The sequence below is a fragment of the Flavobacterium sp. 25HG05S-40 genome (assembly GCF_052654735.1).
This window is the reverse complement of sequence record NZ_CP199750.1, coordinates 1,511,778-1,536,741: the sequence shown is the minus strand read 5'-3', so window position 1 is coordinate 1,536,741 and position 24,964 is coordinate 1,511,778. Positions and strand designations below refer to the sequence as shown.

At 36.1% G+C, this 24,964-nt stretch carries 24 protein-coding genes; 14 read left to right on the top strand and 10 right to left on the bottom strand.

All coding sequences use genetic code 11. The features are described 5' to 3' along the window. Positions 1–3: 3 nt before the first annotated feature. The 3 genes from ACULEU_RS06580 to ACULEU_RS06570 are packed head-to-tail and all read right to left on the bottom strand — an operon-like array spanning position 4 to position 3,352. Positions 4–966 (bottom strand): MlaD family protein, encoded by a 963-nt coding sequence (locus tag ACULEU_RS06580; RefSeq protein WP_445454652.1) that lies wholly within the window; start codon positions 964–966, stop codon positions 4–6. Positions 967–1,017: 51 nt separating this feature from the next. Then, positions 1,018–2,175: an N-acetylmuramoyl-L-alanine amidase family protein gene (locus ACULEU_RS06575; protein ID WP_445454651.1), complete on the bottom strand. Its 1,158-nt coding sequence runs from the start codon at positions 2,173–2,175 to the stop codon at positions 1,018–1,020. Positions 2,176–2,203: 28 nt separating this feature from the next. Beyond that, a complete protein-coding gene (locus ACULEU_RS06570; protein WP_445454650.1) occupies positions 2,204–3,352 on the bottom strand; it encodes an N-acetylmuramoyl-L-alanine amidase family protein in 1,149 nt (382 codons plus the stop codon). Between the two features lie 133 nt (positions 3,353–3,485). Between ACULEU_RS06570 and ACULEU_RS06565 the strand changes: the two genes are divergently transcribed. The 10 genes from ACULEU_RS06565 to ACULEU_RS06520 all read left to right on the top strand — a co-directional run bounded on the left by ACULEU_RS06565 (position 3,486) and on the right by ACULEU_RS06520 (position 14,519). Next, positions 3,486–6,152: a putative LPS assembly protein LptD gene (locus ACULEU_RS06565; RefSeq protein WP_445454649.1), complete on the top strand. Its 2,667-nt coding sequence runs from the start codon at positions 3,486–3,488 to the stop codon at positions 6,150–6,152. Positions 6,153–6,255: 103 nt separating this feature from the next. Then, on the top strand, positions 6,256–6,639 hold the full coding sequence (locus tag ACULEU_RS06560) for a RidA family protein (protein WP_445454648.1): 384 nt from the start codon (positions 6,256–6,258) through the stop codon (positions 6,637–6,639). A 2-nt stretch (positions 6,640–6,641) separates the two neighbouring features. Beyond that, positions 6,642–7,418 carry a T9SS type A sorting domain-containing protein gene (locus ACULEU_RS06555; RefSeq protein WP_445454647.1) on the top strand — a complete coding sequence of 259 codons (777 nt, stop codon included), beginning with the start codon at positions 6,642–6,644 and terminating at the stop codon, positions 7,416–7,418. Between the two features lie 71 nt (positions 7,419–7,489). After that, positions 7,490–8,053: a Crp/Fnr family transcriptional regulator gene (locus ACULEU_RS06550; RefSeq protein WP_445454646.1), complete on the top strand. Its 564-nt coding sequence runs from the start codon at positions 7,490–7,492 to the stop codon at positions 8,051–8,053. A gap of 60 nt (positions 8,054–8,113) precedes the next feature. Beyond that, on the top strand, positions 8,114–8,878 hold the full coding sequence (locus tag ACULEU_RS06545; protein ID WP_445454645.1) for a hypothetical protein: 765 nt from the start codon (positions 8,114–8,116) through the stop codon (positions 8,876–8,878). Positions 8,879–8,944: 66 nt separating this feature from the next. Then, a complete protein-coding gene (locus ACULEU_RS06540) occupies positions 8,945–11,323 on the top strand; it encodes a TonB-dependent receptor (RefSeq protein WP_445454644.1) in 2,379 nt (792 codons plus the stop codon). Positions 11,324–11,427: 104 nt separating this feature from the next. Next, positions 11,428–11,925, top strand: coding sequence for a hypothetical protein (locus ACULEU_RS06535; protein WP_445454643.1), 498 nt, complete (start codon positions 11,428–11,430; stop codon positions 11,923–11,925). Positions 11,926–12,125: 200 nt separating this feature from the next. Beyond that, positions 12,126–12,698, top strand: a complete 573-nt coding sequence (locus tag ACULEU_RS06530) for a Crp/Fnr family transcriptional regulator (protein ID WP_445454642.1) — start codon at positions 12,126–12,128, stop codon at positions 12,696–12,698. Between the two features lie 98 nt (positions 12,699–12,796). After that, positions 12,797–13,327, top strand: a complete 531-nt coding sequence (locus tag ACULEU_RS06525; RefSeq protein ID WP_445454641.1) for a YceI family protein — start codon at positions 12,797–12,799, stop codon at positions 13,325–13,327. 112 nt (positions 13,328–13,439) lie between these two features. Then, positions 13,440–14,519 (top strand): NAD(P)H-dependent flavin oxidoreductase, encoded by a 1,080-nt coding sequence (locus ACULEU_RS06520; RefSeq protein WP_445454640.1) that lies wholly within the window; start codon positions 13,440–13,442, stop codon positions 14,517–14,519. A gap of 91 nt (positions 14,520–14,610) precedes the next feature. On the opposite strand, the gene ACULEU_RS06515 is transcribed toward ACULEU_RS06520, so the two are convergent. The 5 genes from ACULEU_RS06515 to ACULEU_RS06495 all read right to left on the bottom strand — a co-directional run bounded on the left by ACULEU_RS06515 (position 14,611) and on the right by ACULEU_RS06495 (position 18,160). Further along, positions 14,611–15,267 carry a response regulator gene (locus ACULEU_RS06515; RefSeq protein ID WP_445454639.1) on the bottom strand — a complete coding sequence of 219 codons (657 nt, stop codon included), beginning with the start codon at positions 15,265–15,267 and terminating at the stop codon, positions 14,611–14,613. Positions 15,268–15,271: 4 nt separating this feature from the next. Further along, a complete protein-coding gene (locus ACULEU_RS06510; RefSeq protein WP_445454638.1) occupies positions 15,272–15,880 on the bottom strand; it encodes a sensor histidine kinase in 609 nt (202 codons plus the stop codon). 148 nt (positions 15,881–16,028) lie between these two features. Further along, positions 16,029–16,682, bottom strand: coding sequence for a hypothetical protein (locus ACULEU_RS06505; protein ID WP_445454637.1), 654 nt, complete (start codon positions 16,680–16,682; stop codon positions 16,029–16,031). Positions 16,683–16,687: 5 nt separating this feature from the next. Continuing rightward, positions 16,688–17,245: a hypothetical protein gene (locus ACULEU_RS06500; RefSeq protein WP_445454636.1), complete on the bottom strand. Its 558-nt coding sequence runs from the start codon at positions 17,243–17,245 to the stop codon at positions 16,688–16,690. A 33-nt stretch (positions 17,246–17,278) separates the two neighbouring features. Then, entirely contained in the window at positions 17,279–18,160 is an 882-nt protein-coding gene (locus ACULEU_RS06495) for a hypothetical protein (protein ID WP_445454635.1), read from the bottom strand. Positions 18,161–18,455: 295 nt separating this feature from the next. On the opposite strand from ACULEU_RS06495, the gene ACULEU_RS06490 reads away from it, so the two are divergent. From ACULEU_RS06490 to ACULEU_RS06480, 3 genes are all read left to right on the top strand, one after another. Continuing rightward, on the top strand, positions 18,456–19,571 hold the full coding sequence (locus tag ACULEU_RS06490) for a hypothetical protein (protein WP_445454634.1): 1,116 nt from the start codon (positions 18,456–18,458) through the stop codon (positions 19,569–19,571). Between the two features lie 66 nt (positions 19,572–19,637). Then, positions 19,638–21,359, top strand: a complete 1,722-nt coding sequence (locus tag ACULEU_RS06485) for a hypothetical protein (RefSeq protein WP_445454633.1) — start codon at positions 19,638–19,640, stop codon at positions 21,357–21,359. A 78-nt stretch (positions 21,360–21,437) separates the two neighbouring features. Then, on the top strand, positions 21,438–21,578 hold the full coding sequence (locus tag ACULEU_RS06480) for a hypothetical protein (RefSeq protein WP_445454632.1): 141 nt from the start codon (positions 21,438–21,440) through the stop codon (positions 21,576–21,578). A gap of 85 nt (positions 21,579–21,663) precedes the next feature. Here ACULEU_RS06480 and ACULEU_RS06475 read toward each other — a convergent pair whose 3' ends face one another. Continuing rightward, positions 21,664–22,218 (bottom strand): DUF6266 family protein, encoded by a 555-nt coding sequence (locus tag ACULEU_RS06475; RefSeq protein WP_445454835.1) that lies wholly within the window; start codon positions 22,216–22,218, stop codon positions 21,664–21,666. A gap of 451 nt (positions 22,219–22,669) precedes the next feature. Next, positions 22,670–22,954, bottom strand: coding sequence for a helix-turn-helix domain-containing protein (locus ACULEU_RS06470; protein ID WP_445454631.1), 285 nt, complete (start codon positions 22,952–22,954; stop codon positions 22,670–22,672). A gap of 414 nt (positions 22,955–23,368) precedes the next feature. On the opposite strand from ACULEU_RS06470, the gene ACULEU_RS06465 reads away from it, so the two are divergent. Beyond that, on the top strand, positions 23,369–24,961 hold the full coding sequence (locus ACULEU_RS06465) for an N-6 DNA methylase (protein ID WP_445454630.1): 1,593 nt from the start codon (positions 23,369–23,371) through the stop codon (positions 24,959–24,961). Positions 24,962–24,964 lie beyond the last annotated feature (3 nt).

The following is a 24,964-nucleotide window of genomic DNA, read 5'->3' as shown; positions in this document are numbered from 1 at the left end:
GCTTTACTTTTTAGTAATAGTATCTGTTGCTACCGGCGCTTTATAGGGTTTGTTCTTTTTCCCGAAGAGGGAAACGTTCACATATCGCGTCGGATTTAGACGAAAATCCTGCAGTAGTAATTCCAATTCCTTGGATGATTTAGAGAAATTAGTATACATGGCTTCGTCTTTGGCCAATTTACCCAAAGTTCCTTTCCCGGCTTGAACGTCTGCCATGATTTTATCCACGCTAGCCAATGTTTTTTCTAGACTTTTAACCGTCTTACCGATATTCGCTTTCGACAAGGAATCCGATATTTTAGCAAAGTTGGCTGACGCTTTATCGACATTCGTCATGGTGGAACTGAATTTACCTTTATTATCCGCTAACATTTCGTTGACGCTTTTTGAAGCCACTTTAAATTCGGCCAACGTAGCATCAAGATTGGCGAGGCTACTTTTTAAGTCTGCTTTTGTTTTAGCATCTAAAATAGAATTAACATTTTTTAATAAATCATCGGCAGAAACTACCATTTTTTCGACTTTTTCCTGCAATGGTGTTAATCGGTCAGCCACAAGAGAAGTCAATCCCGGCTTTACATCGCCTAACAATGTAATCCCTGATTCGGCAACAGTTGTATCTTGAAAATTGGGCACAATCATAATCTGTTTACCACCAATTAACCCAGGTTCGTAGATTGATGCTACACTTGATTTTGAAAAAGGAAAGTCGGATTTTATTTGAAGTTCCACTTGAATTTTCCCGGTATTGTTTAAGAATTTGATACCACTCACTTTACCAACCGTTAGTCCGTTAATCGTTACCGGTGCAGAGCTCATTAATCCTTCTACATTATCGTACTGAACATAAAATGTTTTGTAATTAGATAGTAAGTCTCTTCCCTTAAGGAAACTATAGCCCCAAATAAATAATAAAATAGAGGCTATAACTAATATTGCGGTCTTGATTTCTCTAGTGATTTTCAATGGTAGATCGTTTTTGGCAAAGTTAAAATAAATTCTTAGAACTCCTTATTATTATTGTTTTAATGCTTCCTGCACCGAAACTTTTTTGCCATTTTTAAAGGCGATTACAAATGCTGATGTATATCCTTTGGCTTTGGCCTCCGCTAATAATCTTTTGGCTTCGTCATAACTTGATGTTTCGCCATACATGTATTTATATAGAGAACCTTCACTCGAAACAGAAATATTGGCTAATCCTTTGAAATTACTTGGAATTGGGTCTAATTTGGTTCCGCTAGCCGAAAGTTGTACTTTAAAAGTAGCTACTCCAGTACCAACCACTTCAGGCTTAACTTCTGGTTTAACCTCTGGCTTTTTAATTTCCAGTGTTTTGATAACAGGCTTTTTCGCAGAAGAATCAGCAGTTTTGATAGGCGCAACTTTTTGTGAAGGCTTCACAGCGCTATCGTTATCATTGGTCCCAAAATATTCTTTTTTGTAAGCTATAATGGCATTGGCAATAGCTTCCGCCATTTGATTTTGTCCTGCTTCCGAATCCAAACGTGCGCCTTCTGTCGGATTCGAGATAAAGCCCATTTCTATTAAAATTCTAGGCATGTAGGCTTTATGCAAGACCATGTAGGGTGCTTGTTTTACGCCGCGACTTTTTCTACCGGCGTCTAAAAACTGCTCTTGTACTTTTCCAGCTAAAGCAATACTGTTATTGAGATATTCTTCGCCCATCATCGTAATACCAATCATGGTTTCCGGCGATTTTGGGTCATAGCCTTCGTATTTTTGCTTATAATCTTTTTCTAAAGCAATGACTTCATTCTCTCGTTTGGCAGCTTCTAAATTCGAGGCATTTTTAGACATACCCATTACATAGGTTTCACTTCCATCGGCTACCGTATTTTTATTAGCATTACAGTGAATGGAAACAAAGATACTGGCGTCTGCCCTATTGGCAATGTTAGCACGCTCAATCAAATCAATGAAAACATCATTCTTTCGAGTGTAAATCACTTCGATTCCAGAACTTCTCTCCAGAATTCTACCGACTTTTAAAGTAACGGCAAGCGCAATGTTTTTTTCGATATGTCCATTATAAACTGCGCCATAATCATGACCTCCATGACCGGCATCTAGGGTTACTTTAAACTTTTGTGAATAGGCTGTATTTGAAATAAATACTAAAATAGCTGCAACTATTAAAGTTACTCGTTTCATAGGTTTTGTTATTTTCAAAATTTCTTAATTATTTTAAAGCTGATGCTTTCCCGTTGGCAAACTGCACTATAAAGGCATCTTTAAAACCGTGGCTTTTGGCTTCATTATACAATCGTTTAGCTATAGTTACATCGTATGATTTTCCGTAATAGTAACGGTATAAATTATTTTCAAAGGTAAACGATATCGTATTCAAACCTTTAAAGTCAGCCGAATGTAAGTCTTTCTTTTTAGAACTGGCAAAGAGTTGAATTTTATAAAACTCTTGACCCGATTCGTCAGCCATCGAACTGCTCGAATTTAAAGCTTCGTTGGTTTTGGTAATCGTAGAGTCGATGTGCTCTTGAGGTTCTGGTTTGTACTTTTTTTCTACAATTTTGACATCCTCCTGATTTAGCGGCTCATTAAAATACATTTTTTTGTAATGGATAATCGAATTCGCTATCTGTCGTGCCATCTCAGTCTGACCTTCATCAGAATTTAAATATTCTCCTTCTTCTTTATTAGATAAGAATCCCAACTCAATTAAGACGCCAGGCATCGTAGCAGCATCTAACACCCAAAGTGGTTGTTGCTTTACCCCACGTGTTTTTCGGTTTAATTTATTGGTAAAGTTATCCTGGATAGTTGTAGCCAAGTTAATACTACTGTATAAATTGTCTTCTTGAATGATTTTACGCCCAATTAGAATCTCTGGTTTACTAGGGTCAAATCCTTTATAGGTTTTCTTGTAATTGTCTTCTAATAAGATTACCGAGTTCTCGTTTTTAGCCACTTCCATGTTCATGTTGGTTCTTGAAAGTCCCATGACAAAAGTCTCTGTGCCTGATGGCACTTGATTGGCAACCGAATTACAATGAATGGATACAAACAAATGCGCATTAATTTTGTTGGCTACTTTAGGGCGATTGACCAATTCTATGAATTCATCTGTTTTTCGGGTATAGGATATTTCAAAGTCCTTTTCCGATTCTAGGAACTTCCCAACCTTTAAGGTAGTTTTTAATGCAATTTCTTTTTCCACAAAACCGTGATAGGAATTCCCAGGATCTTTTCCTCCATGACCAGCATCCAATACTAAGATAAACTTATTCGTGTCTGATTGTCCGAAAACATTCAAAACAGTGCAAAGAGAAAGTATTAAAAAACAGGATTTTATATTTTTTGTAAATCTCATCGACTCAAAAGTTAATTTTAATTAAATGCGAAAGGTTATAAAACCAATATTTCGTTATTTTTGACCGAAAATATTGTTTAAGTTTGCCACGTCAAAAACCAAGCCACACTTCTACAAAAATAGTACTAAACCTTTGCAAAGAAACTTATTTTATATCGTTTTTTTAACAATTTTCCTAACATTAGGAAACACCAAAACGTACTCGCAAGAGATCCCACCAAAAGATAAAAATTTCGCGCCTAAAAATCAGGTAGATAGCTCTAAAACAGTGGTAACTGACCTCACTAAGGTTATCGACTCGACCCGAAAAGACAGTCTAAAACCAAAAAAAGGAATAATAGAAAGTAAAATTAAAAGAAAGGCTGTCGATTATGAAAAATTCGACCAAAAGAAAAAACTAATTACACTTTACAATAAAGCCGAAGTTTATTATCAGGATATTGAACTAAAATCGGGTATCATTGTTATTGATTATGAAAAAAGTGAGGTTTATGCTGGAAGAATAAAAGATTCGGCCGGAGTACTGACCCAAAGACCTGTTTTTAAACAGGGGAGCAATGTGGTAGAACCTGATTCGATTCGGTTTAACTTTAAAACAAAAAAGGCATTGGTCTGGAATTCAAGGACTAATCAAGGTGAATTTAATGTAATAGCTGCAAAGACTAAAAGAGAAAACGATTCGGTGTACTTTATGAAAGGTGCCCGATTTACCACCGCAAAAGACATCGACAATCCCGAATATTATTTTCAAACCAACAAAGTAAAGTTTGTTCCCGGTAAAAAAGTGGTTGTGGGGATTACAAACATGGTCATTGCTGATGTCCCTACGCCTATCGCCCTTCCTTTTGCCTTTTTCCCAATGAGCGAAAAAAGTCGTTCGGGTTTGATTATTCCGTCCTACAACGATAGTAATAATCGAGGTTTTTCATTGCAAAATGGTGGTTATTATTTCGCGCTAAGTGATAATTATGATCTGGCCGTACTGGGCGATTACTATACGAATGGAAGTTATGGTATTCGATTTGAGTCTTCGTATGCCAAAAAATACAAGTTTCAAGGGAATTTTAATGTCCGTTTTGAAAACCTAATCAACAGCGAACGTGGGTATCCTGATTATTCTCGAACCAATATCTATAATATTCAGTGGACGCATACTAAAGACGCTAAGTCCAATCCGAACTCCCGTTTTTCAGCCTCGGTCAATCTGGGAAGTAGCAAGTACTATGTGAATTCCATCAATCAAGTGAATGTCGGGTCCCGATTAAACAATTCGTTAAGTTCTTCTATTTCGTACTCTAAAACGTTTAATTCGGTGCCTCAAGTCAATTTAACCTTGGCAGCAACCCATTCACAAAATACCAATACCGAAGAAATCAATATGACTTTGCCTACACTGCAATTAAGTGTGGACCGAATATTCCCTTTTGCTCCGAAAGATGGTATAAAAAAAGGATTTTTCAAAAACATCAACCTTCAGTACAATGTCAAAGGTGAAAACAGAATAACCACTAAAGATTCTCTTTTCTTCAAACCGCAAATGTTTAGCGATGCTAAGGTCGGTGTGCAACATAGCATTCCGTTAAGTACTAACTTTAAAGTTTTCAAGTACTTTAGTGCTACTACCTCATTGAATTATAACGAAGTATGGTATTTAAAAACCATCCGTAAGGAATTTGATGCTACACAGAATAAAGTGATTGACAGAGCTATTTCGGGTTTTGATGCCTTTAGAACCTATTCGTTTTCTGCCGGATTAGGAACTACGATTTACGGAACCTTTAACTTTGGTGAAAAGAAACGAATACAAGCCATCCGCCATGTGATGCGTCCGAATATTTCTTATAGCTATACACCAAGCTTCGATAAGTATTATGATACGTATGATTCTGATGGTAGTGGTACCATGATTAAAGAGTATACGCGTTTTGATGGTGGAATTTTTGGCGCTCCCGGAAAAAACATGTCGAATAGCATCGGTTTTAACCTGAGCAACACTTTCGAAGCCAAAGTAACCGATAAGGATTCGACTAAAACAGAACCCAAAAAAATCATGCTGTTGAACAATTTGAATTTTTCTACCAACTACGACATTACTGCGGATTCCTTAAAATGGTCGCCTGTTCGTTTCAGTGGCGGAACGCAATTGTTCAAGCAAAAAATGAATGTCAATTTTGCAGCAACGTTAGATCCTTATGCCATCAACAATTCGGGACAAAGAATCAATACTTGGAATATAGACAATGGCGGTAGTTTATTCCGAATGACAAGCGCCAACATGACCTTGAACTATTCGTTTTCCAGTAAAGATGGTGAAGGCAAAGAAAAGAAAAACAAGCAGGGAGAACGCAATGGTGGTCGTGAAGATGATTTATTTGGGACCAATACCGACTTGAGTGATAGAAGGGACAGTCAGTTTGATGCCGACGATGGCACTGAAAATATTATCTCGGAGTTTTTCAAATACAAACTCCCTTGGGACATGAACCTCGCCTATTCCCTCACCTATTCTAATAACAATAGAGAACAAAAAGTTACCGGAAATTCGTTGATGGTTTCGATGAATACCGACTTGACGCCCAAATGGAAAATCGGAGTTTCAACCGGCTATGATTTTGTCAGTAAAGGCGTTACCTTTACCCAATTCCGATTCGAAAGAGATTTGTTGAGTTGGCGTATGGACTTTAACTGGGTGCCCTTCGGAGACAATGCCTATTGGGGTTTCTTTATCGGAATAAAAGCGGGCGTATTGAGTGATATCAAATACGACAGACGAAATCAGCCGGATAGAGCGATACGATAGGGATTTGTGAATTGTAAATTGTGAATTGTGAATTGTAAATTGTGAATTGTAAATTGTGAATTGTGAGTTGTGAGTTGGGATTTTAGATTTAAAAATTAGTTTTATGAAAAAAATAATTTATACCGATAACGCTCCGGCGCCGATTGGACCATACAGTCAAGCGGTTTTAATGGGAAATACTTTATATACTTCGGGGCAAATTGCATTGCATCCTTCGACGATGGAATTGGTTTTGGACGATATTGAAACCGAGACCCAACAAGTAATGGAAAATATGAAAGCGGTTTTGGAAGCAGCCGACATGAGTTTTGATGATGTGGTAAAAACAACTATCTTTATCATGAATATGGGCGATTTTGCCCGAATCAATGCGGTTTATTCGAAGTATTTTGATGAAAAGACTGCTCCGGCAAGAGAAACGGTTCAAGTAGCCGGATTGCCAAAAGGCGTGAATGTCGAAATATCGATGGTAGCCATAAAGTCGTAATTATGAAAACAAAACTACTCCTTGCGTGCTCCTTACTATATATAAACTTTGCTACGGCTCAATGTGGTGGTGGTGTTCCTCCTCCTCCCGGATTAAACGATGTATATGCCTTAGATATTGATAATGATGGCTATGCAACCTTTGATATAGCCTATTATATCGCTAATGTAGACAGGCCTAAGCAGGAAATTATCTACGGAGTGAGTTCGTCCGGATATGATTTTATTTTTCAGGATACAACTGGAACCGTTTTACCTTTACAGTACACCAATACCAGCGATTTAGAAGCCTATTACGTAATTGCTCATGTTTATTCGGGATCAGGACCAACTTTTGACCCGCAACCACCTTGTTATTGGCCAGTTTATGAGAGTTCTGTTTTGAAACTAGTTCCTGTTTCTTATAATTTGGATATGGATGGAGACGGCATTCTAAATGTGGATGAAGATACCAATCGGAATACCAATTTAATGGATGATGACGATGATCAGGACGGTATCATTAATCTTAAAGACACGCAAAATTTATTGGCAGTAGCCGAGGTCAATACGCTTACTCTTTCAATATATCCCAATCCGGTTACTCAAGGCAGCTTAACGTTTGCATCCGATGTTGAAATCACCAAAATTACCCTCTTTGATATCTCCGGAAAAGACTTGGGAGCGCTTCCATTCTTTGCCAATACCATCGCACTAGATGCGATGGCGAACGGTATCTATTTTCTACAATTCCATTCTGAAAATAACAGTACTATTCGAAAAATTGTAATTTCGCGTTAAGCTATCTTTAGTTTTTAAGGGTAACGATACTTAACACTATTCAGCGCGTTGTTGCACTCTAATTCGGACTAATGGAACAATTACAAGAAGCCATAAAACAACTCATAACCATTTCCGAAAATGAAATGGAAAATTTCTTGCGTGACTGTAAAACGAAAACTTTTAAGAAAAAAGAGGTTTTAAGTAAACCAAACGAAATTGCAACTGAAATATTTTTTATTAACAAAGGAATAATAAGAGTTAAAATTCTTGACAATAGTGGCACTGAACATTCTATTCATTTTGCATTAGAAAATCAATTTATTGCCGATTACTCCAGTTTTATTCAAGAAACAAAGTCCATTTATACATTAGAAGCACTAGAAGAAACCGAAGTCGTAATTATGCCAAAATCTACTATTGATTGGGGTTACGCCAATTTGAAAGAAGGTCAAAAAATGGGTAGATTAATTGCTGAATATTATTTTATTTACCAAGATAATCGCATAAAAAACAACTATTTTAGAACACCAAAACAACGTTACGATAATATTTCAGAGGTGTTTCCAAACATTCACAATCGTGTTCCACAACATATGATTGCTTCCTATTTAGGAATTACATCAATACATTTAAGTCGATTAAAAAAAACATAAACATTTGTTATCGTTTTGAAAAACTATCTTTTCTAAATTTGATTTCAATTCTTAATTCAAATGATGTACTTTATTCAAACCTTAAAAGACAGAAACGAAACTTTATTCTATTTCGGATTGATTTGTCTCGCCGTTACCGTGCTATTTTTTTTGCTTTCAAGAACAACCTCAACCGAAGTTCTTGGAATTAATGCTTACATAAAACCATTCAAATTTGCATTATCTACCTTTTTATATTCGTGGACAATGGCTTGGTTTTTGGGCTATTTACCAACTTTTAACCCAACCATTTTTAATTGGATTATCATCATTACATTGGGTTTTGAAATTTTCTACATTGCAGTACAAGCTTCAAAAGGTGAACTTTCACATTACAATGTTTCCACCCCAACAAAATCTTTTTTGTTTTCAATGATGGCAATAATGGCAACAATTGCAACTTTGGCAACAGTGTATATTGCTGTTTTGTTTTTTGGCACAACTGTTTCTGAATTGCCCAATTATTACTTGTGGAGCATTCGATTAGGGTTGATAATTTTCGTGATTTTTTCATTTGAAGGTTTTATAATGGGTTCTAAAATGGCGCATACTATCGGAAGCGACGACGGAAGCAAAGGTTGGGCACTATTAAACTGGAGTTTTACTTATGGCGATTTGCGAATCGCCCATTTTATAGGAATGCACGCCCTACAAGTCATTCCTCTTGTTTCGTATTATTTGCTAAAAAACACAAAACTTACTTTACTCCTAGGAGTATTATATTTTGGACTTGCAGCTTTTACGTTGATCCAAGCATTGCAAGCAAAGCCATTGCTGAAAATGTAAACAAATGTTATCGTTTTATGATGTATGCGCATTGTAATTTTGTTTTATACTTTAAAACTAATTACTATGAAAAATGTATTGTTAGCCTTCTGTTTATTAATCGGATTAAACGTTTTCTCCCAAAACGGAATTATAAAAGGCAAAATAACCGACAAATTATCTGAAAAACCATTGCAAGGCGTTTCTGTTGTACTTGTAAATGTTGAAAACAACGCAGCGATAACAGATGTAAACGGAAATTTCACATTACAAAATGTGCCAATCGGAAGACAAATAATCGACATTAATTTTGCGGGTTATGAAAACAGTTCGGTTCCAAATATTGATGTTACAACAGGTAAGGATGTTTTTCTATCCATAGCATTAACCGAAACTTTCACTACACTCCAAGAAGTAGTGATTACATCTGATAATGGCAAAATAAAAGCTATCAATAAAATGGCAGCAGTTTCTACTCGACAATTTAGTGTAGAAGAAGTCAATAGATATGCTGGAGGCAGAAGCGATGTGGCACGATTAGTTGCAAATTTTGCTGGAGTCTCTGCTGCAAACGATAGTAGAAACGATATTGTAGTTCGAGGAAATTCACCATCAGGAATGTTGTGGCGCATTGAAGGAATTCCGGTACCAAGTCCCAATCATTTTTCAACGTTAGGAACAACAGGAAGTCCCGTTTCCGCTTTAAACCCTAATATGTTAGCCAATTCCGATTTTTTAACTTCTGCTTTTCCTGCCGAATATGGAAATGCCATTAGCGGTGTGTTTGATTTGAGTTTTAGAAAAGGAAATAAAGATGATTATGAATTTACAGCTGGAGTTGGCGCTTATCCGGGAGTCGAGTTTATGGCAGAAGGACCTATGGGGAAAAATCAAGGTTCGTTTTTAGTTGCGGGTCGTTACGGCATTGCAGGTTATCTTGGCGGATCTGGAACTGGAGCAGCAATACCAAATTATAACGACGTTTCGTTTAATCTTGATTTTGGAAAAAGTAAATTAGGCAATTGTACCCTTTTCGGGATTGCCGGATTTTCTAATATTGAATTTCTTGGAAAAGATGCTTCCGATGATGACTTATTTTCGGCAAAAGATGCCAATCAAAAATTAAACTCTGATTTTTATGCTATTGGACTTACACATAAGATTTCGACAGGAAACAATTCATTTTTAAAAACAACGATTGGCACTTCTAATTCTTTAAATAGTTACGAAGAAGATCGATTGTTTGATATTGGAACTCCAACCGAAAACAAGATTCGTTATACAGAAAGTGATAATACTGAAAATCGAATTACAATAAGTTCCTTATTTAACTCCAAAATAAATAAAAACGTTACTTTTAGAGGAGGTGTGTTGTTTGAGTTTTTTGATATCAATTTTAATTTGTTAGATCGGTTTAAACAAACTGACGCTAACGGCGATGGATTTGAAGACTTGAATACCATCTATAAAACCAAAGGCGATTATACTATATTACAACCTTATGCACAAGTCCAAATCAGATTGTCTGAAAAATTTACTTTTAATGGCGGACTTCACGGACAGTCGTTTTCTGTAAACAATCAATTTGTTATAGAACAAAGAACATCTGTAACGTATAAGGTGAACAACAATAATTCCGTTAACTTAGGATATGGTTTGCATCATCAAAATGTTCCTGCCCCTATTTTATTTCAAAACGAAATTATTGGAGGAAACTTAGTTCAAACCAATAAAAACTTAAAATTGGTTCAAAGTCAACATTATGTTTTGGGCTATGATGTGAAATTGGCAGACAAATGGCGAGGAAAAGCCGAAATATATTATCAAAGTATTAGGAATGCCGGTGTTGAAGATTTTGCTAGTAGCTATTCAACTTTAACAGAAGGTTCCGATTTTGGATATTCAACGGATAAAACATCCTTGGTAAGCAACGGAAAAGGAAATAATATTGGACTAGAATTAACCATAGAAAAATTCTTTAGCAAAGGATACCATGCGCTTTTGACCACATCGTTCTTTGAAAGTAAATACAAAGGAAGCGACGGAATTGAGAGGAACTCGCCTTTCAACAACAAATATGTTATCAATGCCTTAGGCGGAAAAGAATTTACAATTGGGAAATCAAAACGTACTGTTTTATCATTAGATGGAAAAATAACAACTTCCGGTGGACGATTTTATTCGCCAATTGATTTAATGGCATCACAAAACGCAGGTTATCAAATTAATGATGAAGCAAATGCTTATAGCCAACAATATGATGCGTATTTTAGATTAGACTTGAGAACCGGAATTAAATTTAACAGTAAAAAGCGTAAACAATCTCACATTTTTTATTGCGAAATTCAGAATGTAACTAACAATAAAAATATTTTCGTAAGCCGTTATAATCGTTTAACAAATCAAGTGAATCGAATTGACCAAATTGGTTTGTTTCCAGATTTTGGCTATAAATTTCAATTTTAATAGAAAATACTAAAAGCATAATGCTGTATCTTTACCACTATACTTAAAAATAGTCGGCACGCTATCACTCGCATTATGTTAGCAGTCATTGAAAAAAAACGATTATGAAACAAACTACTCAGCTCCTATTGATTTTGTTTTTCTTTACCAATTTTAGCTTTGGTCAAAGCGCTGACACCATTAGTTTGAAGGTAAAAGCGTTTAAAAATTACAGTGCCTGTATACAAGCACACAAAGAAAAAAATGTAAATGAGTATCTAAAATATGTGCATCCTGTAATTTTAAAACAAGCCGGAAAAGAAAAGGTGTTCCAGAACAATGCTTCAACCCCAAGAATCACAAAAGGAAGTATCAGTACAATAGGAAAAATATATCTTGACAACCAAGCGTACCAATTTACTTTTACGGAAATTACTAGTACTGATGTCGAGAAAACAGAGAACACGAACTCGTACACTGTCATTGCAATGTCCTATGATAAAGGGAAAAATTGGGTGTTTTTTAATGCGTATGATTCCGTAGAGAGCATGCAAGAAGACATCCCGGAATTAAATGCTAATCTTAAAGTTATTTATACTCCAAAACAAAACTTTAAATTTTAAAGAGGAACAATTGCTAACAACGTATAAGCGAATGCTGCTAGTTATCTGTAGCATCCATTCCATTTTCACGAATAAACTCTATCTTAGCGGAGGATACTAGTTTCCGCTTTCGTTGCAATGATACCTATGCGCAAAACGTTGGCGATCATTGTAAAAGACTACCCTAAATAGCAAGACATCAATAAACAAATATCAGAGTAATGAGCGATATTTTACGACAACAAATAGAGAGAATAACACCACTTACTGACGCAGAATTTGAATATGTTTTGTCACACTTCATAAGTAAAAAATTCAAAAAACATCAATTTGTTTTACAAGAAGGCGAAAATGTGCCCAACGACTTTTTCCTCTTGAATGGCTGTTTAAAATCATACTTCACAGACAAAAATGGTAAAGAACACATTTTGCAGTTTGGAATGCAAGACTGGTGGATTACTGACTATGAGGCCTACTACAATCAATCAAAAGCAACCATAAATATTGACTGCATTGAAGACAGCGAATTACTTTGCTTATCATTTCAGCATAGGGAAAAACTTTGCGCAGAAATTCATAAAATAGAACACTTCTTTAGAAAGAAAACCAATAAACGTAATGTTGCTCTTCAACAACGAATACTTTCTTTATTGAGTAATAACGCCAAAGAAAAATACGACCAATTATTACAATTATATCCTCAGCTTTTCCAAAAAGTTCCCAAACAACTTATTGCTTCTTATTTAGGGGTTACAAGGGAAACACTTAGCAGACTTAACTCGTCTTCAAAATAATGTGATGTACATCACCAAAAAGTTGTGATGTAGGTCCTTTCGCTTTCTTTAAATGTGATAGACATTTGTGCCATAAATTTTAAAACAAATAAAATAAAATGGCAAAATTTCAAATTCAACAAGCAAGTAGTACTGTAAACTGGACTGGTAAAAAAGTTTTAGGGTTACATACGGGAAGCATCAATATCGCTAATGGCTTTATTGAAATTACAGACAACACAATTGTAGGTGGAGAAGTCCAAATAGATATGACTTCAATTGTGATTACCGACATTGAAGACAAAAAGACTCACGATGATTTTTTAGCACATTTAAAAAACGATGATTTTTTCTCGGTTGATAAATTTAAAACCGCTACACTAACGATCACTGGTTCAAGTAAAATTGAAAACAATAAATTCAAAATAGATGGAAATCTCGCTATCAAAGACATTTCACACCCTATCAGTTTTATAGCCGGAGTAGAAATATTTACAGATACTTTGCATTCCCTTGGTGAAGTAGTAATTGATAGAACATTATACAATATTCGTTACGGTTCTGGAAAATTTATTGACAACCTGGGAGACAGGTTAATTTACGATGATTTTGTGTTACAATTCAAACTTGTAGGACAGGCACAACCCTAAACTAATAGTATAGAGAAGGCGAAGTGCCTAAAAAAGCAAGTATTTTAGAAGTTGTTTCAAGCACTTCGCTTTTATCTTTTATCCAACAATCAAGATTTAATAGTACAAAAACATGTGGAATAAAACAAAATTTACCAAACTGTTAGGAATAGAGTACCCAATAGTTCAAGGTCCATTTGGTGGTGGCCTATCCTCCGTAAAACTTACAAGCACTGTGTCAAACGCTGGTGGATTAGGTTCGTTTGGAGGTCAACCCTTTTCTTCAAAAGAAATTATTGAAACCTGTAACGAAATAAGAAAATTTACCAACAAGCATTTTAATATTAACTTATGGATTAACGACAGAGATGCTCATTTAGCAGCTTTTGGCGAAGAAAATTATAAAAAACTCACAGAATTATTTAAACCGTACTTTAATGAATTAGGGTTGCCAATACCAGAAAGACCAACTAATCTGGGTGCTAAATTTGAAGAACAAATTGAAGCTATTTATGAATCTAAACCAGCGGTATTTAGTTTTGTTTATGGCATACCGTCGTCAGACATTTTAGAAAATTGTAGAAGACTTGGCATAAAAACAGTAGGTACGGCAACTACAATAGATGAAGCAATCGATTTGGAGAATGCAGGAGTTGATGCCATAGTGGCAACAGGTTTTGAAGCAGGTGGCCATAGGGTGTCCTTTTTGAAGTCGGCGGAAGATTCTTTGACGGGGACATTTTCACTTATTCCGCAAGTTGCAGACAATGTGAAAATTCCGATAATAGCGGCTGGAGGAATTGCAGATGCAAGAGGAATAAAAGCAGCATTGGCTTTGGGTGCTGACGCAGTACAAATGGGAACCGCTTTTCTAGCAACAACTCAATCAAACGCCTCACAAGATCATAAAGACAAATTGTTTACATCGGATGCAAAATACACAACACTTACAAAAATATTTACTGGAAGGCTATCAAGAGGCATCAGAAACAGACTTACCGAAGAATTAAAGAATCACGAAGCCTTGCTGGCGCCCTATCCTTTGCAAAGTAATTTTATGGGCTTACTAAAAGCATATCCAGCGACCGAAAACTCAAATCCTGAATTTAAATCCTATTGGGCAGGACAATCAGCTACATTATTAAAACATAAAGACGCTAAAATATTAATAGAAACATTGGTATACGAAATGAATCGAAAGCAAGCTTTATGATAGAGCAAACGTTAGCCATTCTTTTATGCCTAAACTGAGAATTCAAGAAAGGAATCAATATAAAAGCATTGAAAATTGGAAGCTACTTCCGCTATATAAAAGGCGCTGTCAGTTGGTATTTATACGAAAACAAAACTAGTCCTACCTTCGATTTAATGTTATACCGTTCAAACAAAGTGGCTCTGTAGGTCTCAATGGATTTTATGGAGAGATTCATACTATCAGCCATCTGCTCATAGGTTAATTCCCGTTCATCACACACCAAGGTCAGGAAATCCAATTCGCGTCGGGACAAAACAATATCGTTTGCTTTTTTCTCCCCATTGTTATCATAGTTTCGGATGCGCTTTAAGATTTCGGAAACGTTATTGTATCCAATTTTGATGATGTTATCGATGGCAAACTTAAGATCGTGAGCCGTACAGTTTTTATGCAGAAAACCTCTTGCACCGTGATGGTAGGCCGCATTGATGATCTCTTCATCAAAATGTTGGGTAAGCAGCAATACCCGAAGTTCTTCATGGTGCTCTTCCAAGGCCTGCAACACTTCAATACCATTTTTATTGGGCATCGAATAATCGAGAATGTAGAGTTGCGGCTCCGGATTTAGCGGCAATGCAGCCAAAAAATCATCACCATTATCAAACTCGTGCAGGACTTTATAGTTACCCATTTTGTGCAATAATTCTTTTAAGCCGTGACGCACAATAGCGTGGTCGTCAATAATGCAGAGTGTAGTGTTTTCCATAAAATCAGTTGGTTATATCCTCAGAGAGGGTTATGGTGGTTCCTTTATTGGGTGTTGAAGCTATCGTTAACGTATACCCTATCGCCGCGGCCCTACTGTTCATGCTGAGCAGTCCGAGTGACGCTTTTTTAGTATTTTTTAAGGTATCAAAACCCACTCCGTTATCCGTGATGGTCATTTCAAATCGGGGCGTAACGGTTATAGCGACCTTTATACTGCTGGCCTTAGCGTGTTTGAAACTGTTATTAATACACTCCTGAAAGATGCGATAGATAATGATTTTCTCGTTAGTGGTAAATTCCTTTCGTGCTTTGGGCTCGAAAGCAAAGCTTACTGAGATGCCGGTTCTTTGTTTAAGGCGCTCCACTTCGGCGGCAATGCCTTTGAGCAAATCTTGTTGCACCACCAACTGATTGTTAAGCGAGTGACTGATACTGCGAATAGACTGCGATAAGGTACTGAGCGATTCCGATACCGGATTCAAGGCTATCTCCAAATCAGGAGAATCATATTTTAGGTGTTCCAACTGTAGGTTGATAACAGTAAGCTGCTGCCCAACATCATCGTGCAAATCGCCAGAAATATTGGAAGCCGCTTGTTCATAGGTTTCCATGACGGTCTGGTTCAGTGTTTTTTGAAAAGCAAGTTGCTTAGCGTTATGCTCCTTGATTTTTTTTATGTAGAGTTTGACTATCAATATGCAAAACAAAACAATAAGGGTGACAAATAATAATCCTATGATTATACCAAAAGCAATTTCTTTACTCATTTCTAATTCTTTTACTTTTTTGAATATATGTAACGACTGCCCCGTAATAAATAATATTGACAAAGTAATTTAAAAACGTATAAAGTTTAACATCTTTAAAGATAATAGTAGCACTCAGTTCATGCGATCTGAAGCAGAAGTTAAAACTTAAACCTAAAAAAAACATCACTGGAGCAAACAAAAGAATGTAGTCATTCAATTGAAAAAAATGTAAATTTTCTTCCTTAAGATTTTTAAAACTTAAGCCAATAAAAATGGCCACATAGAGCAACGCTCCCATTACAAAAGTGTAATAATTAAAACTATGAATTCCCTCAAATAAGCATAAGTTTAGTAGTCCAAATAAAATATAAGCAGGTACTACAAACTTTATAAAGTTCTTTCCCATTTCGGAATTCGTTAAAATAATAAGCCAAATAGCATGATGAAATAGTATGCTTATTGAATATAAAAAACCAACAGCCTCATAACTATCATTATGAATTAAAAATAAGGCTGTGATTTCGGTACTTAAGCACACTAAAAGCACTATTAAAAGTCGGATATGATTCGTAATTTTAGTATCTATATAAAACAAAAAATAAACTAAAGTAACTAGCACTAGCACCTGAGTTAAGTTTATATTAGTTACAATAAAATCAATCATACTATTTAAAAGGGTAGTTGTTTTGGAGTATCGATTATACCATGAGGCGGTATTTGCGAGTAATCATAAAAACTGTCATCACTTCCAACAATCGCAAAAACAACCGTTACCTTACCCTCAACCTTTCCAAGACTTAATTTCAAAAGAGCCGTCTTTTTATATTTCTCGGCGAGTGCCTCAAAAAAAGGAATAGAATAGCAAGGAGGTGAAGTCGTAAATGTGCTCACCAATTTGTACTCAATAACTTCTTCTGTAAAAGGAAACGATATATAATATACATAGTTTTTTGCAAGGTCAAAATATTCATCTCTAATTTTTTGCAGCTTTATTTCAGTATAAACAGGCTCATTATCCTGCCAATAATCTCTAACGATTTGATTATATGTCACTTCGTTTTCTATTTTACGTAAGCCTAAGATACATTCATAAAGACTTGGGTCGATATCATCCGGCACTGCAGAGCGCAACCAATTTATTTGTGCGGCAATAGAAGCGTTATAAGGATACTCTTTAAAAAATGCTAAACATTTCTCACATACGTGTTTTTCGTTCAGTTCTTTCATAATTTATATAAGTTAAAAGTGGTAAAAGATCAGCTATAGTGGTGAAAATGCATACATATTAACATCTGAAGTACCGGGTGGTATCTGAGAGTAATCATAAAAATCAGCTTCGTCACCGTTTCCTGTTTTTATAGAAAAAACAACTCTTTTTTGGCTGTACCCCAAAGGAACATTTCTAAATTCAAATTCGGTAGCCGGAGTTATATCATCATTGGAATTGGTATTATTATTTCTTCTATAAATTATACTCTTAAGCAGTTGAATCGAAAAGTAGCCTCCGTCTGAACTAAAAGTAGGGCTTAACTCCATTTTTAAAGTTCCCCAAAAATTGAAGTAAAAGTGTATATAATTATCATATTGGTCATTATCATAGGCAGTAGAATCATCTTCATTAATAATATCAAGTATTTCTTGAAATGTTTTTGTTTTATCAGCATCTACACTGCTAAGAATACCACTTAGTAATAAATCTGCCCTATGTGCCTTCTCAATATTTTGATAAGAGGGTTTAAAGCAGATGTACCCTTTTGTACCATTATCTTGCAACCATTTTGAAAAATTTTCTTTTGTAATATCACTTTTGTGATTATCAAAGTACTTCTCGGTGTCAAATTGAACTACATCTGCTGTACAGCTACTTGCATCAAAGTTGCAGTTATAGTTTACAATACTATAATTATTAAAATCTGTAGTGCCCCAAGTTGTATAATCAGGGATGTTAGTTTTATTGATGATTAGAACCTTTTCACAATCATCTCTCCTAAATCCATCTTTGTTGCTTTTATTATTTAAAGAGGCAAAATACTGTTCTTGTTTTTCAATTAATATTTTATCCTTTAAATATTTATTGTAGTAAACGCCACCAATAATAACGGAAAGTAACAAAATTGCAATTATCCACTTTTTTTTGTTCATGATCTTAAATTTTAAGGGTTAGTAATGTCCAAAGATCATTATAACCTAAGCATGCAGATTGGGGTAAATACCTATATCATTAGGGGTTTACCCCTATTTACTTTCAGCATGACTAAAATAACACTTTTTTTCTTACACCCTTGCAATTGTTAATAAATCAACGCATTAGGTAAAATACCCTCCCCTTTTGGGGTGTTTACGGAAGTAGTACAAATGAAAGCTTAATTAGTTTTGAAATAGCAATACAGGGAAGCCGAAAACTGTTAAGAGTAGGTAGTATTATAAAACAAACATTATGAAAAAAATCCACTTCTTAATTTTAGTAAGCACTATAGTCATGAGTTGTGATTCACAGAAATCTATAATCAAAAATGGGCAAACTTATGAAAACTTCAGAGGGTTTGAACCCACTGATGCAACAGAGTATAATGCAAAAGTTAATATCGTAGTTAAGGACGAATTTGTTGAAAAAGAAATTAAACTTTTAAGTCCTCAAGAAGTACTTAGTTTTCTGAATAATGAAACCGTATTAGTTTCCATTGGACAAATCGACTTTGATGGAAAAATCAGTTATATCCCAGTTACTTTATCGGCAAAAGGTTCTAGTTATAAGATAACTATGGATTATATGAAATTCGCAACATTAGGTCAAGTGGATAAGGATGGTAAATTTTTAGGATACAAACGCGTTGGTGTTGGTTTACGATTGATATCACAAATAACCACTTTTGAGTCCGGTATTAATATAGGTGATATCTCTTCTATCGGGATTGCTGCTAAAGCAGGAAAATTAAACGGGACATTGATGATAGAGGTAATTGGTATAAAATCAAAAGAGGTTACGACTTTACTTCCTCTTCCTTCAGAAATAAATCAGAGTACTATACAAAGTGCCATGCAAGCTTTGGCTACCATAAAATCAAAAATATACGACCCGGAAACCGTTTTATATCCTCAGGTGATGGCGGTAAAAGAAGAAAAAGAAAATACAATAGATAAAAATGCAGGCTTAACTTTAGAAACCAACCCTTCCATTAAGACTGATTCTGCTATTGCAATTTTTACTGATAGCAAAGAAATCGATAATAAAGTTAAGCTACAGTTTGAAAATAATCCGGCTACTTCTCTGAGTAAAGTTGATGCTGCTAACAAATTAGTTACCGAAGCTTTTGAATTTCTTTTTAGCAAAGATGTAGAGCAAACCATTGATAAATTTAATCAATGTGAAAGAGTATATCCTCAATACCACTCTGTATTTGAAATTAATCAATTACTAAAAAGTAATAAAGAATCTTTAAAAGATAAAACATCTCCAAAGTGGGCCTCTGTAGCATCTACATTACTTGAACGATATAGTTGGAAACTCTCTACAGAAATTAAAAACCAACTAAAAATAATGAGTGGTAAATAAAAATTAAAACCAATAACAGGGACGCCGAAAACTGTTAAGAGTAGGCAAAACTTCAAAATATTGATTATGGAATTAAAGAACATTAAAAAAGGCATATTTATAATGTTCCTTTTACTAGGGATAAAATCGTATTCTCAAACTGATGTTATCGAAATAGATTCAATATCTATGTCTGCTTCAAAAGTGATGCCTTACAACAAGGCATTCACCATCAAATTAGCCATAGATGCTGAAGATGTTAATAGCATTTACTTTGTAAAAAAACACAATCATTACAATTTATCACGGTCAATTGAGCATTATATTAATAGTGGTGGAGGTGTTTATACACCTCCTGTAATACCTCAAAATTATTACTATGTAAAAAAAGTTGCCAAGAAAAATTACTTATTCCTAAATTTTGATGATGATTTTAAGCTTGAACCTTCTGCTTCATATTATGTAATCATCGTGCAGAAAAAATTAGGGACAGCAGTTTTAGGCTTTTTCGATAATTATTATTTAAGTCAGCATGGACCAGGTGCGCCAAATCCTGCACTACTAACAACAGCGCTTCAATCACTAGATGAATTTGAAGCAAGTATGAGAAAAATATTTGGAAATTTAGTTTTTGGATATTTTACCCGTGCAGCTTATGTCCTCAGTCCAGCAGCTTTTGATGCAAGTTTTAATACCAACATTTTAGCTGAATATAATGCCTATAACGGAGCAAAAACTACTTATGATGCTACTATTTTAGCAAACTCTGCTTTAATGGTTGCGGCTCCACCTATTTTTGACAACTTAGCACTTAAACAAATCTCGGTTGATGCAACAATAAATAAGGATGCGGTGACGTATCTCATAGGTAAGGATGGTATAAACAATTCTATTGCGAGTGACATAAACAGTACAGTGCTTCAACCCAATGTACAAAGTGTTTTAAATGGTGCCATCTCTTTAGACTGTATTTATTGTAATCCGGTTAATATAAACAGTACAGTACAAACAGATCTTAATAAACGTATTGCAAATATAGAGTCCTCAATAAATCTCCTGAACAACATAAAAAGAGTATTAAATATGATGCAAGGAGTGTCAACAGTAAGTGCAGCTACTGCTGCATCAATAACGAATCTGATGGGCTGGATTGGACACCTTCAAGCAGCAAAAACAGAATTAAAAAATTTACTCAGATTACGTAAAGCTATCGAGGCCCGAATTACTAACGATATTTATGCGGGATTTAACTTCAACTTAGCTTCTATGGCTTCGGGCAACTCATATCTGAATTTTGAAACTCGAAATAAAGTATTACTGACACCTGATTTTGGCGTCGTTACCTCTGCGTTCAGCAATAAAGGGAAAGATCTAGAGTATGGAATTGTTCCTTACCTAGGATTTCATATCAATTTAATGGCAGTAGATAAAGACCTACCATTCAAAAGCTATAAAAAGAACTGGAAGCAATATTGTTCTATCATGGTAGGTTGGTCGCTTGTTAATATGCAGAAAGAAAATGAACGTGCCAATTTCTTTGAAAAAAGTTCGCTCCTAACGGGTGTGGGACTCCGCCTTAGTAATGTAATCAGGATTACAGGAGGTACCCAATGGCTATTCGACCTGAGAAAAGACAGTAATAATGTGGAGTCAAGGAAATTATATGGAACGCCATTTATAGGCCTATCATTCGATTTGAATGTTAAACAGTATTTAAATGGCTTTGCCGACATCCTATCAGGTATCGGAAAAACAAAACCATCAGCACCTATAGCAACTCAGACAGCTACAACAACAAGTAACCAATAAAATTTATATATCATGGCAAATAAATATGTTCCCAAAAAAGTAACCAAAACATTATCAAAAATTGTAAATATTAGCAATATGCTTCTAGCAGAAGATGGACACGACCTTAAAATGGATGAATTGCATCTTACATCAAATACTAACGGTGTTGTCCGTAAAGTAGTGTGCAAGTATGTGTTAGTGGATGGTCAATGGGTGTTGATGTGCCTAAATGACTAGTCCTATAACACAAATAACCACAAAAGCCGAGTCTCACGACTCGGCTTCCTTTTTGAGCAACATTACTTTTTAATCTTACCCCCTTTTAACTCACCACCGTAGCGCCCAAATACACACTAGTCGCATACTTTTTAGCATCGGCGCGGGTCACCGTAATCCAGCTTTGCACCTCAACACCCGAAAATGAAGTCGGAATTGTGATGGTAACAGTGCTTTCAGAACGATCGGCGGCGTTCAACGAGTAGAAATACTGCTCCGTTGATGGCGCATACAATACTACCACCAAGATATCGGCAGCCAGGGCTTCGCCTTCCCCCGAGTTGTCCTCCCAACTAAACGCAATGGTATTGGCAGCAGTCGATTCGACCGTAGGATTTTGCAACCCAATCAAATCACCTTTACTAATTTGCACTTTGTTGTAGAGCATTTCAAAGTTGGGTGCATTGTACGCCACCGCTTCCTTCATGTGATACGACATGGCTTGGTTGCGTCGCGTGAGCTCCCCACTACTCTGCCCAAACAGCTTTCCGATGACCGGCGCTAAGGGCGTTAAAAAATTAGTTACAAAAGTAAACTTCTCACGTTGCAGCAGTTGGATCTCGGTTGGAGTCCTGTCTGTCTTTTTCGGTAAAGAGCGCATAACGTCTTTACCTCTCCAATTCGCACCTACTACGGTGCCTACTTTTCCTGAAAACGGGCCTAAAATGCCCTTGTTGTACGTTCCCATTTTTTCTATTTTTTTTGATTAATACTACGGTCAGCCTTTTTCGTTAACTAACCGAGACAAAGCTATAAACAGCTTGTTAGTCAGACAAATAGTTGACCGCTATTGATGGGTTTTGATGCCCTTTGATGGCTTTTGACTGCCGATGACTTAGGGTGACGGATTTTGACGTGTTGTTGCACCTTTGTTCGGGTGTTGTTCGGGTGTTGTTCGCAAAAACACCCCTTTTTGCGAACAACACCCGAACAAAGGTGGGAGAAAACCCCTTTGAGAAAACAAGTGAACGTACCTCGATGATGCCAAAAAATAAGCACAAAAAAAAGCAGCACCGTTTGGTACTGCCTTTATTAATTTGGGTGCATTAGCGTTAATCGTCAAATTCTTGAGAAGGATCATTTTTAGTAATACTGTTGATGACTTCTCGGTTAAAATAGTTTTTCGGATAATAATACCGTCCTCCAATAACCGTAAAGGGCACGACACCTTTTTTCCGCAAGCGGTACAAGGTAGAAGGGCTGCATTTAAGCAAGCGCTCCATTTGGTCACTGTTTAAGAATATTTCGTCCGATGTTGGGGTTCCGTCTTTCGATTCTATAAGGAGCTTCAATTCATTCATGATTTCTAGTAAAATAACAAATTCTTTACTACTCATACGTGTCAAATTGGTTAAACTTCTTTTGAATTACTCATCCTTAGGAGCCCAAAAGCCATGCCGTAAATTATACCAACTGCCTTACCAAATTCTTAATAAAAACTTAAATAACAAGCAGTTACAACTAACACACCCTTTAAACACTAAGGCTTATTTAAAAACGTAATTTGTAGGTAAAAAGTATCGCAAATCGATGAACTACCTATCTTATTCGATGAACTACATCTTTTTAGGAATCTTACCAAGCTACTACAAACACTTCCTAAAAAGTACTCCACAAAAACCCAAAATGGGAAAAACCACCTCAAGATACCGTGTTTTTCACCAGAAAATACCGTGTTTTTACGGTGGTGGATTGGGGGAATTTTGGTAAGTTTGGAGGATTACACTAACCTATAATTTTATCTTACCCTTATGGCTAAAACTAATACTGTCAAAGCCGACATTAATTTTGAACAAGAACTCTGGAAAGCGGCTAACGAATTGCGGGGTGCTGTAGCTGAGAATCAATACAAAGACTTTGTATTGCCAATGATTTTCCTCAAGCACATGTCAGAGCGTTACGAAATGCGCAAAGAAGAATTACTAAAACTAGTTAAAGATAAAACGTCTTCTTATTACACAGACGACCAAGATGAGATTAAGTATGTTATTGAAGACACTGATGAGTATTTATCTAAAAATGTCTACATCATTCCGAAGGAAGCGACTTGGGACTATTTAAAAGCCAATGCCGAACAGGATAATATTAAGGTTATTGTAGATGATGCCTTTGATACTTTAGATGCTACACTAGCCAAATACCGACCGGATTTAAAAGGAATATTGCCGCGTATTTTTGTAAAAAGTCAGCTCACAGCGCGACAGGTTGGCGGATTGATAAACTTACTTTCCAACCCAAAACTCTCCCAAAAAGAAAACCCTGAAAGCGACATCCTTGGGCGTGTTTATGAATACTACATCGGTAAGTTTGCCCTTGCGGAAGGTAGCGGTGCCGGACAGTTCTTTACACCCGGTAGTATTGTACGTTTGATGGTAGAAATGATTGAACCCTATGAAGGCAAAATCTTTGATGCGGCTTGTGGATCTGGCGGTATGTTTGTACAATCACTGAAGTTTTTAGAAAGTCATGGCGGCGATAAAAAGAACATTGCTATATACGGACAAGAGCGTTATGATGGTACCTTGCGTTTGTGCAAAATGAACTTAGCCCTACGGGACTTATCTTTTGATGTACGATTGGGCGATTCCTTGTTACAAGATAAGTTCCCCGATTTGAAAGCCGACTTTATCATAGTTAACCCGCCCTTTAACGTAAGCCAATGGCACCCCGAAGACTTGCCTGAAAATGACCCAAGACTCTTTGGCCCTAAAGAAGAATTTACTACCGATGGTAGTGCCAATTATATGTGGATGCAGACCTTTTGGAGTCATTTGAGCGACAAAGGAACCGCCTCTGTGGTAATGGCTAACGGAGCGATGACCTCTAATAACAAAGGCGAAAAGAATGTACGTGAGTTTATGGTAAACAACAATATGATTGATTGTATTGTACGTCTACCCGATAAATTGTTTCTAACTACCGGCATACCTGCTTGTATCTTTATATTAAGCCGTAACCGTGATGGTAAGGACGGACAGCACCGCAAACGCACCGACGAAATCCTGTTTATTGACACCAGTAAAATGGGGACTATGGAAAGCAGAAAGCTCCGCGTATTTACCGATGCTGATATTGACAAAGTAGCGGCAACCTACCACGCCTGGCGCAACATTGAAGGCAACTATGAAAACACTGACGGCTATAGCTATAATGCGTCTTTAGCCGAAGTACAAAAACAAGATTACAAACTAACTCCCGGTATTTATGTAGGCACTGAGGAAGTAGCCGATGACGGTATTGCCTTTGAAGATAAAATGGAAGCCTTAAAAAACCAATTGCAGTCTCAGTTTGCTAAAGGGAATGAGTTGCAACAAAAGATATTGGAGAATTTTGAGAAAATATAGACC

Excerpts from the sequence above, each read along its gene's own strand:
- ACULEU_RS06575 (WP_445454651.1), bottom strand. The coding sequence starts at position 2,175 with ATGAAACGAGTAACTTTAATAGTTGCAGCTATTTTAGTATTTATTTCA.
- ACULEU_RS06570 (WP_445454650.1), bottom strand. The coding sequence starts at position 3,352 with ATGAGATTTACAAAAAATATAAAATCCTGTTTTTTAATACTTTCTCTT.
- ACULEU_RS06560 (WP_445454648.1), top strand. The coding sequence starts at position 6,256 with ATGAAAAAAATAATTTATACCGATAACGCTCCGGCGCCGATTGGACCA.
- ACULEU_RS06555 (WP_445454647.1), top strand. The coding sequence starts at position 6,642 with ATGAAAACAAAACTACTCCTTGCGTGCTCCTTACTATATATAAACTTT.
- ACULEU_RS06550 (WP_445454646.1), top strand. The coding sequence starts at position 7,490 with ATGGAACAATTACAAGAAGCCATAAAACAACTCATAACCATTTCCGAA.
- ACULEU_RS06545 (WP_445454645.1), top strand. The coding sequence starts at position 8,114 with ATGATGTACTTTATTCAAACCTTAAAAGACAGAAACGAAACTTTATTC.
- ACULEU_RS06540 (WP_445454644.1), top strand. The coding sequence starts at position 8,945 with ATGAAAAATGTATTGTTAGCCTTCTGTTTATTAATCGGATTAAACGTT.
- ACULEU_RS06535 (WP_445454643.1), top strand. The coding sequence starts at position 11,428 with ATGAAACAAACTACTCAGCTCCTATTGATTTTGTTTTTCTTTACCAAT.
- ACULEU_RS06530 (WP_445454642.1), top strand. The coding sequence starts at position 12,126 with ATGAGCGATATTTTACGACAACAAATAGAGAGAATAACACCACTTACT.
- ACULEU_RS06525 (WP_445454641.1), top strand. The coding sequence starts at position 12,797 with ATGGCAAAATTTCAAATTCAACAAGCAAGTAGTACTGTAAACTGGACT.
- ACULEU_RS06520 (WP_445454640.1), top strand. The coding sequence starts at position 13,440 with ATGTGGAATAAAACAAAATTTACCAAACTGTTAGGAATAGAGTACCCA.
- ACULEU_RS06515 (WP_445454639.1), bottom strand. The coding sequence starts at position 15,267 with ATGGAAAACACTACACTCTGCATTATTGACGACCACGCTATTGTGCGT.
- ACULEU_RS06510 (WP_445454638.1), bottom strand. The coding sequence starts at position 15,880 with ATGGAAACCTATGAACAAGCGGCTTCCAATATTTCTGGCGATTTGCAC.
- ACULEU_RS06505 (WP_445454637.1), bottom strand. The coding sequence starts at position 16,682 with ATGATTGATTTTATTGTAACTAATATAAACTTAACTCAGGTGCTAGTG.
- ACULEU_RS06500 (WP_445454636.1), bottom strand. The coding sequence starts at position 17,245 with ATGAAAGAACTGAACGAAAAACACGTATGTGAGAAATGTTTAGCATTT.
- ACULEU_RS06495 (WP_445454635.1), bottom strand. The coding sequence starts at position 18,160 with ATGAACAAAAAAAAGTGGATAATTGCAATTTTGTTACTTTCCGTTATT.
- ACULEU_RS06490 (WP_445454634.1), top strand. The coding sequence starts at position 18,456 with ATGAAAAAAATCCACTTCTTAATTTTAGTAAGCACTATAGTCATGAGT.
- ACULEU_RS06485 (WP_445454633.1), top strand. The coding sequence starts at position 19,638 with ATGGAATTAAAGAACATTAAAAAAGGCATATTTATAATGTTCCTTTTA.
- ACULEU_RS06480 (WP_445454632.1), top strand. The coding sequence starts at position 21,438 with ATGCTTCTAGCAGAAGATGGACACGACCTTAAAATGGATGAATTGCAT.
- ACULEU_RS06475 (WP_445454835.1), bottom strand. The coding sequence starts at position 22,218 with ATGCGCTCTTTACCGAAAAAGACAGACAGGACTCCAACCGAGATCCAA.
- ACULEU_RS06470 (WP_445454631.1), bottom strand. The coding sequence starts at position 22,954 with ATGAGTAGTAAAGAATTTGTTATTTTACTAGAAATCATGAATGAATTG.
- ACULEU_RS06465 (WP_445454630.1), top strand. The coding sequence starts at position 23,369 with ATGGCTAAAACTAATACTGTCAAAGCCGACATTAATTTTGAACAAGAA.